The organism is Lacimicrobium alkaliphilum (genome assembly GCF_001466725.1).
GTDB classification, from domain to species: Bacteria; Pseudomonadota; Gammaproteobacteria; order Enterobacterales; family Alteromonadaceae; genus Lacimicrobium; species Lacimicrobium alkaliphilum_B.
The window spans coordinates 2,681,245-2,698,115 of the sequence record NZ_CP013650.1 but is presented as its reverse complement, the minus strand read 5'-3'; the positions used below and the strand labels follow the sequence as shown (position 1 = coordinate 2,698,115).

Genomic DNA, 16,871 nt, shown 5'->3' with positions numbered 1-16,871 from the left:
TATGCAGGTGCTTGCTACGGAATATACGGGCGAAACGCCTCTGGTAAACTTTTTACAACAGCATGCCCTGTTCGACAAGAGTGGTCTGGTACAGATCTATGTAGGCCATGAAGCCAATCAGGCATTATTTGATTTGCTTGATCTGGTGGTCGAGTTGTTACCGGATTTTAAGGTTATCGGCTGTTCTACGGCCGGTGAGATTATTCATGGTCGATGCTGCTCTGGCGCTATTGTTCTGACATTTCTGCAGACTGAAAAGCTCAGTGTTGACACCTTCTACTCTGCCACCCTGAGTTTTGATGCGGGGCAGCAACTGGCGAGAGGCCTGCAAAAGGATAAACGGCAAATGGCGTTTATGTACGGCAACTCATTGCATGCCAACCCGGAGCTGTTCATCAGAGGTTTTCATTGCGAGGCTGAAGATATTTGCCTGGTTGGTGGTAATGCCGCAGATAACAAGGTTTTCAGGAATACCTTTGTGATCCATGGGCGTCTGATCGCCACAGAAGGGGTCGTAGGGGCAGTGTTGTCAGGTGAAAAGTTGGGTATGGATATCCACTTTTTTATGAACTGGAAACCCATAGGCCATGCTATGCAGGTAACCAGGGTCGAGGACAATGTCCTCTATGAGCTTGATGGCATCCCTGTTACTGAAGTCTACAAAAAGTATTTCGGAAGTGAATTTGTCAATGGATTTCCGGAAACTGTTATTGAGTTTCCGCTGATTATCGAACGTCAGGGTTTTCAGATAGCCCGCGCCCCGGTGGCCTTGCTGCGCAAGGATAACGCCATCGCCTATGCCGGGTCCTTCCTGCCCGGAGATCATGTTTTTTTCAGTGTGGCTGATATAAGAGAAATTGATCGCTACCGTACTGCTATTACCTCCTCTGAGAATAGCGCGTGCTTTATCTTTTCCTGCGCCGCAAGAAAATCTTTCCTGCGGGACAAAATCACTCAGGAAATCGGCTCCCTTGATGGAGGGAGTAATGGACATGGTTGTTTTACTTACGGTGAGTATTTGTGCGTGGACGGTCAGGCAGAGTTGTTTAATATCAGCACAGTGTTTGTTGCCATTACTGATAATGCCCGGAGCAAGAAAAGCATGCTGTTGAAAAAGCAGCTCAGTGAAACGGGTGACAGCGACAAGGTACCAGATAAGTTGTCATTGTTGTCTCATCTGGCCGGCGTTACCGGGGAGGAGTTGCACCGCAATATGCAGTTTCTGGAACAGTACAAAGCCGCCCTGGATAAAACCGCTATCGTTTCTATTGCCGATCCCCAGGGCAACATCACCTATGTGAATAAGCTTTTTGAAGAGATCAGTGGTTACAGCGCAGCTGAAGTGTTGGGCAAAAATCACCGGATTCTGCGTCACCCTGACATGCAGCCTAAGGTTTTTGAAAGTTTGTGGAAAACCATTTCTGAGCGCCGCACCTGGCGCGGGTTGATTAAGAACCGGCGTAAAGATGGCAGCTATTATTTTGTTAACACCACTATTGTGCCGGTACTGAATGTCTCTGGAGAGATTAAAGAGTTTGTCAGTATTCGCACAGACGTCACCAAAATCATCAAGGCGCAGACCCAGATTCGTGCTCAGCTACACGATGCACTGACCGGTCTTCCTAACCGGATCAGGTTGCTGAAGGAAATCGCTGAGAGGGATATAGGTCAAATTGCGCTTATGGACGTCAGAAACTTCAAAATTCTGAATGATTTCTGGGGCTTTGAGATGGGCGATTTGTTTATCCAGTTACTCAGCCGCAGCCTGATCAACCTGGCCGACAGATTTAACTTTCACCTCTACCGATTAAGTGGTGCGATCTTCGCTCTGTTGCCCAAGCAGGTAATGCCGGAGTCCCGTTTGTGTGAACAGCTGGACAAGATAAAATCTGAAGTTGAAAATGTTCCCTTATGTGTCGGTGAATATGATACTGACGTTCAGCTCTCTGTAGGCGTTGGTCTGGGTGAGCAGAATCCGCTGGCCCTGGCGGAATCGGCGCTCAACGAAGCAAAAGAAACAGATGGTGATGCCAGTCTTATTTTGCGCAGGGAAGAGGATCACTCGGTTGACGCGTTTTACTGGATCAACGAAGTGCGCAATGCACTCTCCGAAGGTCGGGTGCTAGCTCATTTTCAGCTTATCCGACCGGTATCGGAAGATCATACCCAGCGTAAATATGAAACCCTGGTCAGGCTGCAACTCAAAGATGGCAGTATTGTCAGCCCGGCCGCCTTCTTACCCTTCGTTAAGCGCACCAGACTCTACTCACAGATCACCAGATTGATGGTGCAGCAGGCGATTGAAGCAAGCAGACATCTTCAGTGTAGCGTTTCTGTTAACCTCACAGTTAAGGACATTGTAAATCAGGGGCTGATGGAAGAGATTATGGCGTTGCTGGATGCCGGTGACGGCAACAGGATCATTTTCGAGTTGACTGAATCTGAAGCGATAGTCGACTTTATCCCGGTGCGGCGATTTATCGAATCGGTTCGCAAGGCCGGGGCAAGGGTTGCCATCGATGATTTTGGCAGTGGCTATTCTAATTTCAGTTATCTGGTTGAGATAAAACCGGACTACATCAAAATAGACGGTTCTATTATCAGTAAGATTATGACCAGCGAACAAAGTTTTCTGGTTACCCAGGGGATTATCGATCTGTCCAGAAAAATCGGTGCAAAGGTTATTGCCGAATTTGTCAGTGATAAGGCAATTTTTGACAGAGTGAAAACCTCAGGGGTCGACTTTGTCCAGGGCTACCATATCGGTCATCCACAAACTATGCAGGCAGCCCATTCGGGCCAAAGGGACACAAATCAGTTATCACCTGCAGATAGCTGAATACCAAAATCTGTGGGTTTAAACCAGTAACGGGGGTTCTGGTAATTGGTTTCAGAGGGAAGCAGAGGGTTATCAATCTGAAAGTAGCGCACATTCTGTTGGTCCGTTAACGGAAAAATGTGTCTGGTGAGGGGGTGGCTCTGCATAAACTGTATAAAGTCGCCATTATCGATCAGTTTCTCCAGTCCTCGTTCTATCCACCTGGCCAGTTCTTCATTGGTTTTGCTGGTAAAGAAATACACCGCAAAAGGGTAGTGCAGCAATATGCCGTCATAGCTGACCAGATCAGGATAATGCTGCGCGCGTAATATCAGCTCTTTGCTGTGATCATGATAGCCTCTGGGGAAATAATCACAGCGTCTGGCCTGGAGCATGTCAAACAGCTTTTCATAATTCGGTGTGGTGGTGACTTTCAATCCCGCCTGGCGCAGTATGTCAGTATCCGGCCAGTCGGTGCCCTGACAGGCAACCAGTTGTTGTAATGCTTCTAATGTCGTGACCTTGTCCATCCTCGGGACAGTGTCACGGTGAAGCTGGAACTTCCGAAAGCCAATTAAACCGCGGGTAGTGGGAATGCGGATCGCCCGCAGTTGCCGCTCTTTTTCTTTATCTGTGCCCAGCCAGTAGAGATCCAGCCATTGCCCTTTGACTAATTCCCGCAATGCTCTGCCTTCAACCATCTCCATGCTGGCCCGGATTTCAGGTATCGGCTTATCCTTAGCACCAGCCTCAAGCGCCAGTTTCAGCAGTTTCACGTGGTAATCATGGGAAATATCATAGGCCGACCTCGGCCCCGGAATCTGGATGAGTTGTTTGCTGATACCAGCGCAGGGAAGTATCAGTAAGACTATGACGATAAGTCTGTAAACCTTTGTCATTGACTCCTTTTCCCTGGCTGCTCTTGATTTTAATTTATAGTGACACTGAACGCACCTGAAGTGAACAGGGGAAGGATAATCTTTGGGCGCCGGTAGTTATTTTATACCTGCAGGCTTTTCTCTGAGCTATGGTTACCGGGTTGTATTTTTTAAAGGACTGGTGATGTTAATGCGTCTGCTGATTTTTATTTTACTGGCCTATCTGTTGATATTGGTAGCCGTCTATTTTCTGCAGCAACGATTACTTTATTTTCCGTCACCCTCCCAGGCGCCGGAATCTCAGCTTAAGCCTTTGCAACTGACCCCATGGCCTGAACAGAATTTCAAAGGATATCTGGGCCCTGAGCCGCAGCAGTCCAAAGGTATGGTACTGGTGTTTCACGGTAATGCCGGGGCAGCCTGGCAGCGCAGTTATTATACCCGGGCGCTGACGAGGTTGGGCTATCGGGTGTTGCTGGTGGAGTATCCCGGCTACGGGGGTCGTGCAGGTACACTGAATCAACAGAGTCTGACCGAAGATGGCCTGCAAACCCTGAAGCTGGCCGGGCAGCACTTTGAAGGCCCGCTTTATCTGTGGGGGGAATCCTTAGGTGCAGGCGTGGTGGCTTCTGTTGCGGCCAGACTATCTGCTGATTCTCGGGTTGCCGGGCTGATATTAATGGCACCCTGGGATTCATTAACGGTACTGGCACAACACCATTACTGGTATCTGCCGGTGAAATGGTTGCTTAAGGACAAGTACGACAGCATCACAAGCCTTTCTGCCTTTGACAAGCCAGTGGCCATGCTGGTGGCAGGGCAGGATACTATTATTCCCAATCGCCATAGCCTGGCGTTATACGAATCGCTGTCGGCGCCTAAATCAATCTGGCGCTTTGATAACGCCAGCCACAATAACTGGCCTAATCAGGCGGATGCAAAATGGTGGCAGGAAGTGATGAATTTTGTTTCTGCCGCCGATTCTGTAACTGCCAGGAATGCAAATTAGCCCGGAGTTGGACCTCGCATAATCGGCCAGTTTGGGTATACTATGCGGCCCTTATTTTAAGCATTTTTACGGCGCTGACCGGTGCACGGTTGCAGGCGGACCGTTATTAAAACAACAGACAGGTAGTTTCATGCGCACAGATTATTGCGGCAATATCAATGCATCTTATACCGGACAGGACGTAACGCTATGTGGCTGGGTAAACCGGCGCCGGGATCTCGGCGGGGTGATTTTCCTCGACCTGCGCGATCGTCAGGGTATCGTGCAGGTGGTATATGACCCGGATCTGGCCGAAGTGTTCGAACAGGCCAATAAGGTCCGCAACGAGTATTGTGTGCAGATCAAAGGCCTGGTGCGCGCCCGTCCCGAAGGGCAGGTAAATAAAGACATGCCTACCGGTGAAATTGAAATTCTCGGTAAAGAACTGACAATTTTAAGTAAAGCGGCACCCTTACCGCTGGACTCCAATCAGGAGAACTCTGAAGAGCAGCGTCTTAAATATCGCTATCTGGATCTGCGTCGCCCGCTGATGACCCAGCGTCTGATGTTCCGGGCCAAAGTCACCGGGGCGGTACGCCGTTATCTGGAGCGTGAAGGCTTTCTGGATATCGAAACGCCGATCCTGACCAAAGCCACACCGGAAGGGGCCCGCGATTATCTGGTGCCAAGCCGTACCCACAAAGGTGAGTTTTTTGCTCTGCCACAATCTCCGCAGCTGTTTAAGCAATTGCTGATGATGTCAGGCATGGACAAGTATTATCAGATCGTCAAATGTTTCCGCGACGAAGACTTGCGTGCCGATCGTCAGCCTGAGTTTACCCAGATCGACCTGGAAACCTCTTTCCTTGATGCCGATGGCGTGATGGCCATTACCGAGGGCATGATCCGCAGTCTCTTTAAAGAACTGCTGGATGTGGAGTTAGCTGATTTCCCCCGTATGACCTATGCCGACGCCATGCGCCGCTATGGCTCTGATAAGCCGGATTTACGCAATCCACTGGAGCTGACCGATGTGGCCGACCTGCTCAAAGAGGTTGAATTTAAGGTCTTCTCCGGTCCAGCCAATGATGCCAAAGGCAGGGTGGCGGTGATCCGGGTGCCGGGCGGTGCTGGTTTGTCGCGCAAGCAACTGGATGACTACGCCAAATTTGTCGGTATCTATGGCGCCAAAGGCCTGGCCTGGCTGAAGGTAAATGATAAAGCTGCCGGACTGGACGGGCTGCAATCGCCTATTCTTAAATTCCTCGGCGAAGAGGTTGCCAATAAATTACTTGAGCGGACTGGTGCCGAGAGTGGTGATATTCTGTTATTTGGTGCCGACTCGGCCACTGTGGTGACCGAAGCGCTGGGGGCTCTGCGTCTTAAACTCGGTGAAGATCTGGAGCTGCTCGAAGGTGACTGGAAGCCGCTTTGGGTTGTGGACTTCCCTATGTTTGAAGAGGTGGATGGTGAGCTGTATGCCTTGCATCACCCCTTTACCGCGCCCCGTGACCTCAGTGCTGAGCAACTGGCGGCGGACCCGGTTAATGCCTTGTCCAACGCCTATGATATGGTGTTAAACGGTGTCGAGCTGGGGGGCGGTTCGGTGCGTATTCATGATCAGACTATGCAGGCCGAGGTGTTCCGCATTCTGGGGATCAGTGATGAGGAAGCCGAACTGAAATTTGGCTTTTTACTCGAAGCGCTGAAATACGGCGCACCGCCTCATGCAGGCCTGGCCTTTGGTCTGGATCGTATGGTGATGCTGATGACAGGCGCCACCTCTATCCGTGATGTGATGGCTTTTCCCAAAACTACCACTGCGGCCTGTCCGCTTACCGATGCGCCATCGCCAGCCAATCCTCAGGCGTTGCAGGATCTGGCCATTGAAGTGAAAAAGGCTGATAAGCCACAGGACTGAACTTGAGCTTTAAACGTCCAGAGTCGGCGCTGGTGGTGATTTATGATCACCACCGGCGGGTGCTGTTGTTGCAACGTCTGGATGATGCCGATTTCTGGCAGTCGGTAACCGGTACCATGGAGGGGCAGGAAACACCGTATCAGACTGCGCTGCGCGAAGTGAAAGAAGAAACCGGTATCGATATTCTGCATGAGGGTTATACCCTCAAAGATGAGCTGAAAATAAATCACTATCCTATCCGCTCAGCCTGGCGTTATCGCTATGCCCCTGAGGTTACCCACAATAAAGAACATGTCTTCAGTCTTGAAGTACCATCAGAACAACTCATCAGGCTGACGGAACACAGTGCATATCTATGGTTACCCGCCGAGCAGGCGGTAGCCAAAGTCTGGTCCGATACCAATCGTCAGGCTATTTTGCAGTTGAGTCAGAATTGGTAAGCTCTTAAAACAGATTCTCGTCAATCTCACAACGCTTCACAGGAGGAGACGGATGGCCGGACACAGTAAATGGGCCAATATCAAGCATCGCAAGGCGGCGCAGGATGCCAAACGGGGCAAGATTTTTACCAAGCTGATTCGGGAACTGGTGACCGCTGCCCGCGAGGGCGGTGCCGATCCCGACGCCAACCCCAGATTGCGGGCTGCTATCGACAAGGCCCTGTCGAATAATATGAAGAAAGATACGGTGGATAATGCCGTGGCCCGGGGCGCCGGTAATGCCGATGGCGACAATATGGAAACCGTGGTCTACGAGGGCTATGGCGCCGGTGGCACGGCGGTGATGGTAGAAGCGATGACTGATAATATTAACCGCACCGTCAGCGATATCCGCCATGCTTTTTCCAAACACGGCGGCAATCTGGGCACCAATGGCTCGGTGGCCTATCTGTTCAGCAAAAAAGGCGTGATCAGCTATGCCAGTGAGACGGACGAAGAACAGCTGATGCTGATTGCACTGGAGGCGGGGGCTGAAGATATTCAGACCAATGAGGATCAGAGCTTTGAGGTGTATACCAGCCCTGAGCGTTTCGGGAAGGTGAAGGATGCCCTGGATGAGGCTGGCCTCAAAGCCGCCCACGCCGAAGTGACGTTGGTGCCTGCCACCAAAGCGGAACTGGATGAACAGAGCGCGCCGACGCTGATTAAACTGGTGGATGCCTTAGAAGATCTGGATGATGTACAGGAAGTCTACACCAATGCCCATATCAGCGATGATATTCTGGAGAATCTTGATGAGTAAGGGCCGCCTTTGATTATTCTGGGCATCGATCCCGGCTCAAGAATTACCGGCTATGGCCTTGTTCGCCAGCAGGGGCAAAAGTTCGAGTATGTAGGCAGCGGTTGTATTCGTTTATCGGATGGCCCGTTACCTGAGCGTTTGCAACAGATTTATAACGGTGTCAGTGAGATTATTGCCCAGTTTCAGCCCGAGGAAATGGCGGTAGAACAGGTGTTTATGGCCCGTAATCCGGATTCGGCGCTGAAGCTGGGGCAGGCCAGGGGCGCGGCGATTGTGGCCGGCACCAATCATGGTCTGTTGCTGGCGGAGTACTCGGCCCGCCAGATTAAACAGGCGGTGGTGGGCAAGGGCGGCGCAGCCAAAGAACAGGTGCAGCATATGGTCAGTTTTTTGCTGAAATTACCGGGTAAGCCCCAGGCTGATGCCGCCGATGCCCTGGCAGTGGCGTTATGCCATGGTCATACCCGCCAGAGCCTGATTAAGCTATCCGGCCAGGCCAGTAAAACCGTGCGGGGCAGATTGAGGAAATAAAACTACAGAGACACAGAGAACACAGAGGTTTAAAGGCGGTTTAGCGCAAAGCCGCAAAGAACGCGAAGGTAAAGGACGACAGAGCGTTAAATCTCTGCGATCTCCACGTCTCTGCGTGACCTTCAGCTTTTATTTATCTGATCTCGCAGAGGCGCAGAGGGATAGATCATCAATCCTTATACCTCTGTGTTCTCTGTGACTCTGTGGTGAATAATAAAAAACAGGAAGATTAATATGATAGGCAGAATTCGCGGGATACTGGTTGAGAAGCAGCCGCCACAGATTTTGATCGAAGCGGCCGGGGTGGGCTATGAGATTCAGCTGCCCATGACCAGCTTTTACCAGTTGCCCGATGCCGGTGAAGAAGTGATTGTTTATACCCATTTTGTGGTGCGTGAAGATGCCCAGTTGCTGTTTGGTTTTGCTAATCAGTCGGAAAGGGCGCTGTTTCGGGAGCTGATCAAGGCTAACGGCGTGGGCCCGAAGATGGCGCTGACCATTTTATCCGGCATGTCGGCGGCACAGTTTGTTCATTGCGTACAGCAACAGGATGTCAACGCGCTGGTGAAGCTGCCGGGGGTGGGTAAGAAAACCGCCGAGCGCTTGCTGGTGGAGCTTAAGGACAGACTCAGCAGCCTGCTGGGAGAGAATACTGATAATCATCTTGCAGCGCAGCCACAGACCATTGAAAATACCTTTGTGGTGTCTGATGATCCTAAAGAAGAGGCCATCAGTGCGCTGGTGGCTCTGGGATATAAACCGGCGCAGATCAGCAAAACCGTTAATAATCTGCATCGTCAGGGCATGACCAGTGAAGATCTGATCCGCGAAGTCTTGCGGTCAATGTTGTAGGGACTGTATGCAAGAGCCTGTAGGTCGGGATTTATCCCGACAACGGTTAAAAAATGGACGCTGATGTCGGACTAAAGTCCGGCCTGCGTCGCAGCATTGCCAGCCGGACAAATAGTCCATAGCAAAGCAGAATTGGGATATAAATAAAATGATAGAAGCCGATCGTCTGGTAGAGCCTGCAGCCAGCAATGAAGATGAGGTTATCGACAGGGCCATACGCCCAAGGATGCTGGCCGACTATACCGGTCAGGATCATGTCTGTGAGCAGATGGAAATCTTTATTCAGGCTGCCCGTAACCGTAAAGACGCCCTCGATCATTTGTTGATCTTCGGTCCGCCCGGTTTAGGTAAAACTACTCTGGCCAATATCGTTGCCAATGAAATGGGGGTGAGCATTAAAACCACCTCAGGCCCGGTGCTGGAAAAAGCCGGCGATCTGGCGGCGCTGCTGACCAACCTCGAAGCCCATGATGTGCTGTTTATCGATGAGATACACCGTTTAAGCCCGGTAGTGGAAGAGATTCTCTATCCGGCCATGGAAGACTACCAACTGGATATTATGATCGGCGAGGGGCCCGCGGCCCGCTCTATCAAGCTCGAACTGCCACCTTTTACGCTGGTGGGTGCCACCACCAGGGCGGGCTCGTTAACCTCGCCGCTCAGAGATCGCTTTGGCATAGTGCAGCGGCTGGAATTTTATAATATTGCCGATCTGACCACCATTGTGACCCGTTCTGCTGATTATCTGAATCTGCAGCTGGAGCCTGAAGGGGCCCTCGAAGTGGCACGGCGCTCCCGTGGTACCCCCCGTATTGCCAACCGTCTGCTGCGCCGGGTCAGAGATTATGCGGAAATTAAGGCCCAGGGTCACATTACCCCGGATGTGGCCGGCAAAGCGCTGGATATGCTGGATGTGGATACGCAGGGCTTTGATTATATGGACCGCAAGTTACTCAACGCCATTATCGATAAGTTCAGCGGCGGGCCAGTGGGGCTGGATAACCTGGCCGCAGCCATAGGTGAAGAAAAAGAAACCATTGAAGATGTGATAGAGCCGTATCTGATTCAGCAGGGCTTTTTGCAGCGCACTCCCCGTGGCCGTATCGCCACCCAGCGCGCCTTTTTGCACCTTGGCTTTGATATTAAACCTGAGTAAGAAGTATGGATTACATCCAGGCCAGGGAGTATTTACTGAGTAAACCCGAAGCCATTGAAGACTTTCCCTTCGGTCCTGAGGTGGCAGTGTATAAGATTGCGGGCAAAATGTTTGCCACCTTAGGTACCGAAAAAGGTGCAGATGGCAAGCCGGAAGGGCGCATGAATCTGAAATGCGAGCCTACCCAAGCACTGATGCTCAGAGAAATTTTCAGTGCCGTAATCCCCGGCTATCATATGAATAAGCAGCACTGGAATACGGTGATACTGGATGGTTCGGTACCGCAAGGTGAGCTTAAGAGAATGATCGATCACTCTTATGCTCTGGTGGTAAAAGGCTTACCCAAAGCCAAACGCCAGGGCCTGATTGCCAAATATGGCGAACAAGTAGAATAATTTGCCGCTTTCAGTTACCAGAACAAAAAGCTTTTCAGCACAGAGCCACAAAGGGCACAGCGGTTTGGACAATTAATCTTATCAGTCTCCGCGCGCTCTGCGAGATCTTAAGCTTTTATTTGTTTGATATCTCAGAGACGCAGGGGTAGCCCGTGATGCAGCGCAGCGGAATCCGGGGCAACATCGGGTCGTCCTTGTTCTGTTCCTGCAATCCGCTTCGCTCCTTGCAGGCTACCTGATTGGGCCTTTGCGAGATGGAATTTATTCGACAAATATCCGTGGGGGTCCAATAAATTGGACCCTACATTATAATGCGCTTCTCCGTGTCCTCTGTGTCTTTGTGGTGAATTCAGAAATCTCACTGGCAGCTGATTGTCTATTGGTCTGCCGTTCGTTCCTGAAGGCTGACGTCTGCCAACTGAAGGCTTGCACCCCTATGTCACAGAATTTTCTCTGTTTTTAGCCCGCTCTAGCCGCTATACTATGCGCCGCAATTAAAAAGCGAAAGAAACTATCAATGTAAGAGCCTCTGCAAAAGACAAGAGGCTGCGTGAAAGCAAGTCAGCAATGAACAGGCTTGGAAAAAGTGCAGTCACTTTGTTGAACAGAAGGCTCCCGGAAAGGATATAAAAAGTGACACCTATTACTAAGACTTTTCAATATGGTCAGCATACCGTAACTCTCGAAACCGGCGTTATCGCCCGTCAGGCCACTGCAGCTGTGATGGCAAGCATGGATGACACCTCTGTACTGGTTACCGTGGTTGGTAAAAAAGAAGCCAAGCCTGACCAGAACTTTTTCCCTCTGACTGTGAATTATCAGGAAAAAACCTACGCCGCGGGTAAGATCCCCGGTGGTTTTTTCAAGCGTGAAGGTCGCCCTTCCGAATACGAAACCCTGACTGCCCGACTGATCGACCGCCCGATCCGCCCGTTGTTCCCGGATGGCTTTATGAACGAAGTTCAGGTGGTGATCACTGTCGTCTCTGCCAACCCTGATATTCCTACCGATGTGATTTCCATGATCGGTACCTCTGCGGCCCTGGCGATTTCGGGTATTCCTTTTAATGGCCCTATCGGCGCCGCCCGCGTCGGTTATAAAGATGGCCAGTATATGCTCAACACCCTGGTTTCCGAGCAACCTGAAAGCCAGCTTGATCTGGTGGTGGCCGGTACCGAAAGCGCCGTGCTGATGGTGGAATCCGAAGCCAATATGTTGTCTGAAGAAACCATGCTGGGTGCGGTGGTCTACGGCCATGAACAGTCTCAGACTGTGATCAAGGCAGTAAATGAGTTTGCCGCTGAGGTGAATACGCCTAAGTGGGACTGGCAGCCGCCTGCTGAAAACACTGCCCTGAAAGCCAAAATTAAAGAGCTGGCCGAAGAGCAGATGACAGAGGCCTATCAAATCTCTGACAAGATGGCCCGTAAAGATGCCATTACCGCGCTGAGTGACAACGTTGTAGCGCAGATTGAAGAGCAGGATCCTGAGCAGGACAGCAAAGAAGTGAAAGAACTGCTGCATGAACTGGAAAGTGATGTGGTGCGTTCACGCATTCTGGCCGGTGAGCCGCGTATCGATGGCCGTGACCCTCAGATGATCCGTGCTTTGAGTGTTGGCACCGGTATTCTGCCCCGTACCCATGGTTCAGCCCTGTTTACCCGTGGTGAGACCCAGGCTCTTGTTGCCGCAACACTGGGTACTGAACGTGATGCACAGATGATCGATGAGCTGGGCGGCATGACCAACAGCCGCTTTATGCTGCATTATAACTTCCCTCCCTACTGCGTGGGTGAAACCGGCATGATTGGCTCGCCCAAGCGCCGTGAAATCGGCCATGGTCGTCTGGCCAAACGCGGTATTCAGGCTGTTATGCCAAGCGCCGAAGAATTCCCCTATGTCATTCGTGTGGTATCAGAAATCACCGAGTCTAACGGTTCTTCTTCCATGGCCTCGGTTTGTGGTACCTCGCTGGCACTGATGGACGCCGGTGTACCGATTAAAGCCTCAGTGGCCGGTATTGCCATGGGGCTGGTTAAGTCTGATGACAAGTTTGTGGTGCTGTCCGATATCCTTGGTGATGAAGATCATCTCGGTGATATGGACTTTAAAGTGGCCGGTACCCAGGAAGGTATCACTGCTCTGCAGATGGATATCAAGATCGAAGGTATCACGCAGGAAATCATGCAGGTTGCCCTGAAGCAGGCCAAAGAAGCCCGTCTGCACATTCTCGGTGTGATGGATCAGGCGATTAATCAGCCTCGTGAAGAGATGTCTGAATTTGCCCCGCGCATCTATACCATCAAGGTAGAGCAGGACAAGATTCGTGATGTTATCGGTAAGGGCGGCGCCAATATCCGTTCTATTACCGAGAAATCTGATACCAATATCGAGATTGAAGATGACGGCACTATTAAGATCTTTGCCGCCGAACGCGCTAAAGCCATGCTTGCTATTGAGCTGATTGAAGCCATTACCGCCGATGTGGAAGTGGGTAAGACTTACCACGGTAAAGTGGTGCGGGTTGTCGATTTTGGTGCCTTTGTTGAAGTACTGCCGGGTAAAGAAGGCCTGGTACATATCTCGCAAATCGCCCATGAGCGTGTGGCCAAGGTATCTGATTACCTTACTGAAGGTCAGATGGTGGATGTGAAAGTGATGGAAATCGACCGTCAGAACCGCATTCGTCTGAGCATGAAAGAACTGCTTGAAAAACCTGCACAGCAGGAACCACAATCAGAAGAATAAGGTAGCGCGCCTCTTAGCGGCGTTATTCCTGACTGAATAAAAATGGCATCCTGAGGATGCCATTTTTTTTGCTCGCTACTTCCCTGTAGCTCACCTGCTGCGCAGGCCAGCTGAAGCTCTCCTAAAACTCTCCCTGAGTTTTGGTGTTCGCCTCACCCTGAGAGACTCACCAGCTGCACGAACCCGTTATGCCAGGTGCGCCAGCGTACTAAATTTTGATACACTGACAGCCTTTATGTTGGTACCGATAACAGGTATAAGGTAGTTGGTATTCAAATCTCATCTTCAGAACAGGCTCATTTATACACTATGCAATGTTTCAGACCCGGCTTAATTCTCCTTTTTCTGCTGTTAACTGCAGCCTGTACCTCTGTTAATCACAGCCAGTATGGTAATGGTCAGATGGGTAATCTGGTGCTGGTAGAGCCGTTGCCGGCTAATATGCGCAGTCAGATGGCGCTGGCCCGCTATAATCAGATTCTGGGGCAGGTAGAACTGGAGGACAGCCAGCGTGCCGACCTGTTGTATCAGCGCGGCACCCTGTATGACAGCGTGGGTCTGTCGGGGCTGGCGCAGTTTGATTTTTCTATGGCGTTAAAACTTAAACCTGATTTGGCCGAAGCCTATAACTATATGGGCATTCATCACACCCAGAATCGTGAATTTATTCAGGCCTATGAATCTTTTGATGCCACTTTGGATATTGACCCTGAACATGACTACGCCTTTTTGAATCGTGGTATCGCCCTTTATTACGGCGGCAGACCCGAGCTGGCGGTAGAGGATTTGCATCGTTATTATCAAAAAGATGAACGGGATCCCTATCGCGCATTGTGGACCTTTATTGCCGAGTCAGAAGTGGACTACGCACAGGCACAGAAAAACCTGGCCGCCAGTCGCACACAGTTGCGTGAACAGGAGTGGGCCACCCAACTGGTGGATTTGTATCTGGGCAAAATTACCGAACGACAGTTGCTGTCCGGGCTGCTGATGAACATTCAGAACCAGCGTGAACTGGCCAACAGACTCTGTGAAGCCTATTTCTATCTGGGTAAGTATCATGGGGCCCGCGGAGAAACTGCTGTGGCATCCAACTATTTTAAGTTGTCACTCAGCACCAATGTGTACGAGTTTGTGGAGCATCGCTATGCCAGGCTGGAACTCGAACTTATCCGCGAAGACGTGCTTTCCGATAGTCGGCGTCAGTAACAGGTGAAGTCATTGAAAAGACTGCGCCTGCTGGTGGTTGCAGGTCTGGCGCTATTGCTGTTGGTTTCCAGCGGCCAGCGCTATCTGCCTTTACTGATTCAGCAGACGAGCTCACCCCACGCCTTGTATCTCGGCGTCATGCTTGGCTCGGATCAGGCGCTTGACGCATTATCCGGCTATGCAAGAGATAATCAGGATCCTTATTGGCTGCAGCAGGTGGCAGAGGCAGGCGATGCCGCTGCCTATTATATTCTGGCGCTGAATGAAGGGGACGAAGATCGCCATATAGCCTTGCTGACCCAATCCGCCAACGGTGGTTATTCCAGGGCTCAATATGAACTGGCATTGTTGACCGATTCTGCCCTGAAGCGGGTTCAGTTGTTAAAGCGGGCAGCCCATCAGCAGTATCTGCCGGCAATGATTTCACTGTATCAGTGGTATCTGCACCAGGGAGAAAAAGACAAAGCCACACCCTGGCTGGAACAGGCCGCATTGCAGGATGCTGCCAGCGCCCTGATCCTGGCCAGACAACATTGGCAACAAGGGTTGCATGGCAAAGCCCGGGAGGGTTTTAAGCTGGCAAGCCGCCTGGGCAGCAACGTCGCGCAGGAATATGTTGCGTTGATTGAAAACCACTGGCCAGCGCAACAGGCCATAGGTTGGGGACCCGAAAGGGCTGCAACAAGCGGGCGACACTGTGCTATGCAGATCCAGCCGGTGGTGACGTCGCTGGAGAACATGCGCCAGTTTATTGCTCTGGCAGATGAGTTTCATCGTGACAAGCGTTTGTCTGAACTGCCCATTTGCCTGCTTAAGCCTATCTGGCTTGCGGATAACCGGCTTAACTGTGATGCCAACTGGCAAGGCCAGCGTCGTCTGGGCTGTGATGCGGCCAGACTGGCTGAGTTGCCACTGGATGACAATCTCAGTCATATTCTGGTGCTGGCGCCTAAGGGCAAGGCCAATGTGCATAACGGCATTATGTATCTGGATCTGACCGACAGCTATTCGGTGTTTGTGCATGAACTGGCGCATTTTGCTGGCTTTGTGGATGAGTATCCCTTATCCAGTGAGCTGGCCGGGCAGATGTGTCATCCAAATCTGCAACCACCCAATCTGATTTTTACCCTCTCCGAAGAGGAGCTGCCGCTGAAGGTCGATAAATGGCGCCAGGCCGATGTTGACTGGCGTCTGGCCAAATCCCGGACCTGCAATAATCATCCACTGCAGGCTTACAAAGCCAGCGATAAACTCACGTTTATGGAGTATCACGATCAGGCCTATATCCCCGAGGTTTATCTGACATTGTGGAAGCAGCAATTAGCCGACAAGCAACAATTGCTGCCGGCTTATATCAATATTGCTCAGGCCCTTGAGCAGCAAGGTAAATATGAACAGGCTCAGCACTGGTGGCAAAAGCGCGACGCCTTTTACACTATTAATCCGGTTAACCCCGCCAGTAGCCTTCAGCACGGCGCTGTTGCACCTGATTAACCTGCCTGATCATAGGCCTGTTTTATCCAGCCAAACACTTCATCATCGGGCAGTGTGGTTTCGCTGATCTGAATCCTGTGACTGCACATGCTGCCAAAGGGTCCCGATGCTTCCAGACGTCCCTCGAAGGCGGTGTTATCCAGTTTCAGACCCAGGTCAATGCGGGTTTTTGTTGAAGGCTGAATCAGTGCGAACTGTCGTTTGCGGCGAAAGCTCACCGCCGCTTTTTTGGGCACCATTTCAATATCGATGCCCAGCGACTGAATCTGTTGCCTCAGATGCTCAAACAGGATTAACAGCGACTCCTTGCCCTTATATTGCGCGCTTATCAGATCTGCATCATTGTGGGATGCTGCGTCAGCCTCCCTGAATTTCAGGGCAATAAAATTGGCATAGCCGTGGCTCAAACCACACTCGCCTTTGAGGTAGGCCATGATTTCACCATGTTTGTTAAACCCCATTGGACCGAGGGCGGTTTTCCACTGTTGAAGGTCTTTACCGGTTTTTTGTTTGAGGTTTTGTTCCATTTTCGTTTTGCTCGTCAGCCAATCTGCAAAAATCAAAGATAGTCTATTTTGGCAGGAAACTCCCCATGACATATAATCCCCGGCCATGAAAACAGCATTTATTATCGGTTAT

The 16,871-nt window shown here is 51.0% G+C and carries 14 protein-coding genes; 12 read left to right on the top strand and 2 right to left on the bottom strand.

Features of this window, described 5'->3' with window-relative positions; translation table 11 throughout:
- Position 1: 1 nt before the first annotated feature.
- Entirely contained in the window at positions 2-2,839 is a 2,838-nt protein-coding gene (locus tag AT746_RS12210; protein WP_062480695.1) for an EAL domain-containing protein, read from the top strand.
- On the opposite strand, the gene AT746_RS12205 is transcribed toward AT746_RS12210, so the two are convergent.
- Complete coding sequence (locus tag AT746_RS12205) at positions 2,815-3,717, bottom strand: hypothetical protein (protein ID WP_062480693.1); 903 nt, start codon at positions 3,715-3,717, stop codon at positions 2,815-2,817. The genes AT746_RS12210 and AT746_RS12205 overlap by 25 nt on opposite strands.
- 82 nt (positions 3,718-3,799) lie before the next feature.
- Here AT746_RS12205 and AT746_RS12200 point away from each other — a divergent pair, with 82 nt between their 5' ends.
- From AT746_RS12200 to AT746_RS12150, 11 genes are all read left to right on the top strand, one after another.
- Complete coding sequence (locus tag AT746_RS12200; RefSeq protein WP_082633255.1) at positions 3,800-4,705, top strand: alpha/beta hydrolase; 906 nt, start codon at positions 3,800-3,802, stop codon at positions 4,703-4,705.
- Between the two features lie 130 nt (positions 4,706-4,835).
- Entirely contained in the window at positions 4,836-6,605 is a 1,770-nt protein-coding gene (gene aspS / locus AT746_RS12195; RefSeq protein WP_062480691.1) for an aspartate--tRNA ligase, read from the top strand.
- Positions 6,606-6,607: 2 nt separating this feature from the next.
- The gene (nudB, locus tag AT746_RS12190) at positions 6,608-7,045 is read left to right on the top strand and encodes a dihydroneopterin triphosphate diphosphatase (protein WP_062480689.1); all 438 of its coding nucleotides are present in this window, start codon (positions 6,608-6,610) and stop codon (positions 7,043-7,045) included.
- A gap of 52 nt (positions 7,046-7,097) precedes the next feature.
- Entirely contained in the window at positions 7,098-7,847 is a 750-nt protein-coding gene (locus AT746_RS12185; RefSeq protein WP_062480687.1) for a YebC/PmpR family DNA-binding transcriptional regulator, read from the top strand.
- 9 nt (positions 7,848-7,856) lie between these two features.
- The gene (gene ruvC, locus AT746_RS12180) at positions 7,857-8,378 is read left to right on the top strand and encodes a crossover junction endodeoxyribonuclease RuvC (RefSeq protein ID WP_062480686.1); all 522 of its coding nucleotides are present in this window, start codon (positions 7,857-7,859) and stop codon (positions 8,376-8,378) included.
- Positions 8,379-8,612: 234 nt separating this feature from the next.
- Positions 8,613-9,230 carry a Holliday junction branch migration protein RuvA gene (gene ruvA, locus AT746_RS12175; protein ID WP_062480684.1) on the top strand — a complete coding sequence of 206 codons (618 nt, stop codon included), beginning with the start codon at positions 8,613-8,615 and terminating at the stop codon, positions 9,228-9,230.
- Between the two features lie 148 nt (positions 9,231-9,378).
- A complete protein-coding gene (gene ruvB / locus AT746_RS12170) occupies positions 9,379-10,386 on the top strand; it encodes a Holliday junction branch migration DNA helicase RuvB (protein WP_062480683.1) in 1,008 nt (335 codons plus the stop codon).
- 5 nt (positions 10,387-10,391) lie between these two features.
- Positions 10,392-10,781, top strand: coding sequence for an MmcQ/YjbR family DNA-binding protein (locus AT746_RS12165; RefSeq protein WP_062480681.1), 390 nt, complete (start codon positions 10,392-10,394; stop codon positions 10,779-10,781).
- Positions 10,782-11,414: 633 nt separating this feature from the next.
- Positions 11,415-13,529: a polyribonucleotide nucleotidyltransferase gene (gene pnp / locus AT746_RS12160; RefSeq protein ID WP_062480679.1), complete on the top strand. Its 2,115-nt coding sequence runs from the start codon at positions 11,415-11,417 to the stop codon at positions 13,527-13,529.
- A 309-nt stretch (positions 13,530-13,838) separates the two neighbouring features.
- Positions 13,839-14,738: a lipoprotein NlpI gene (gene nlpI, locus AT746_RS12155; protein ID WP_062480677.1), complete on the top strand. Its 900-nt coding sequence runs from the start codon at positions 13,839-13,841 to the stop codon at positions 14,736-14,738.
- A gap of 12 nt (positions 14,739-14,750) precedes the next feature.
- Positions 14,751-16,232 (top strand): sel1 repeat family protein, encoded by a 1,482-nt coding sequence (locus AT746_RS12150; RefSeq protein ID WP_062480675.1) that lies wholly within the window; start codon positions 14,751-14,753, stop codon positions 16,230-16,232.
- On the opposite strand, the gene AT746_RS12145 is transcribed toward AT746_RS12150, so the two are convergent.
- The gene (locus tag AT746_RS12145) at positions 16,229-16,759 is read right to left on the bottom strand and encodes a DUF5655 domain-containing protein (RefSeq protein ID WP_062480673.1); all 531 of its coding nucleotides are present in this window, start codon (positions 16,757-16,759) and stop codon (positions 16,229-16,231) included. The genes AT746_RS12150 and AT746_RS12145 overlap by 4 nt on opposite strands.
- Positions 16,760-16,871 lie beyond the last annotated feature (112 nt).

What these genes read in the sequence shown, in the direction of transcription:
- AT746_RS12210 (WP_062480695.1), top strand. Translation starts at nt 2, where the DNA reads ATGCAGGTGCTTGCTACGGAATATACGGGCGAAACGCCTCTGGTAAAC.
- AT746_RS12205 (WP_062480693.1), bottom strand. Translation starts at nt 3,717, where the DNA reads ATGACAAAGGTTTACAGACTTATCGTCATAGTCTTACTGATACTTCCC.
- AT746_RS12145 (WP_062480673.1), bottom strand. Translation starts at nt 16,759, where the DNA reads ATGGAACAAAACCTCAAACAAAAAACCGGTAAAGACCTTCAACAGTGG.
- ruvA (WP_062480684.1), top strand. Translation starts at nt 8,613, where the DNA reads ATGATAGGCAGAATTCGCGGGATACTGGTTGAGAAGCAGCCGCCACAG.
- nlpI (WP_062480677.1), top strand. Translation starts at nt 13,839, where the DNA reads ATGCAATGTTTCAGACCCGGCTTAATTCTCCTTTTTCTGCTGTTAACT.
- aspS (WP_062480691.1), top strand. Translation starts at nt 4,836, where the DNA reads ATGCGCACAGATTATTGCGGCAATATCAATGCATCTTATACCGGACAG.
- ruvB (WP_062480683.1), top strand. Translation starts at nt 9,379, where the DNA reads ATGATAGAAGCCGATCGTCTGGTAGAGCCTGCAGCCAGCAATGAAGAT.
- AT746_RS12165 (WP_062480681.1), top strand. Translation starts at nt 10,392, where the DNA reads ATGGATTACATCCAGGCCAGGGAGTATTTACTGAGTAAACCCGAAGCC.
- AT746_RS12185 (WP_062480687.1), top strand. Translation starts at nt 7,098, where the DNA reads ATGGCCGGACACAGTAAATGGGCCAATATCAAGCATCGCAAGGCGGCG.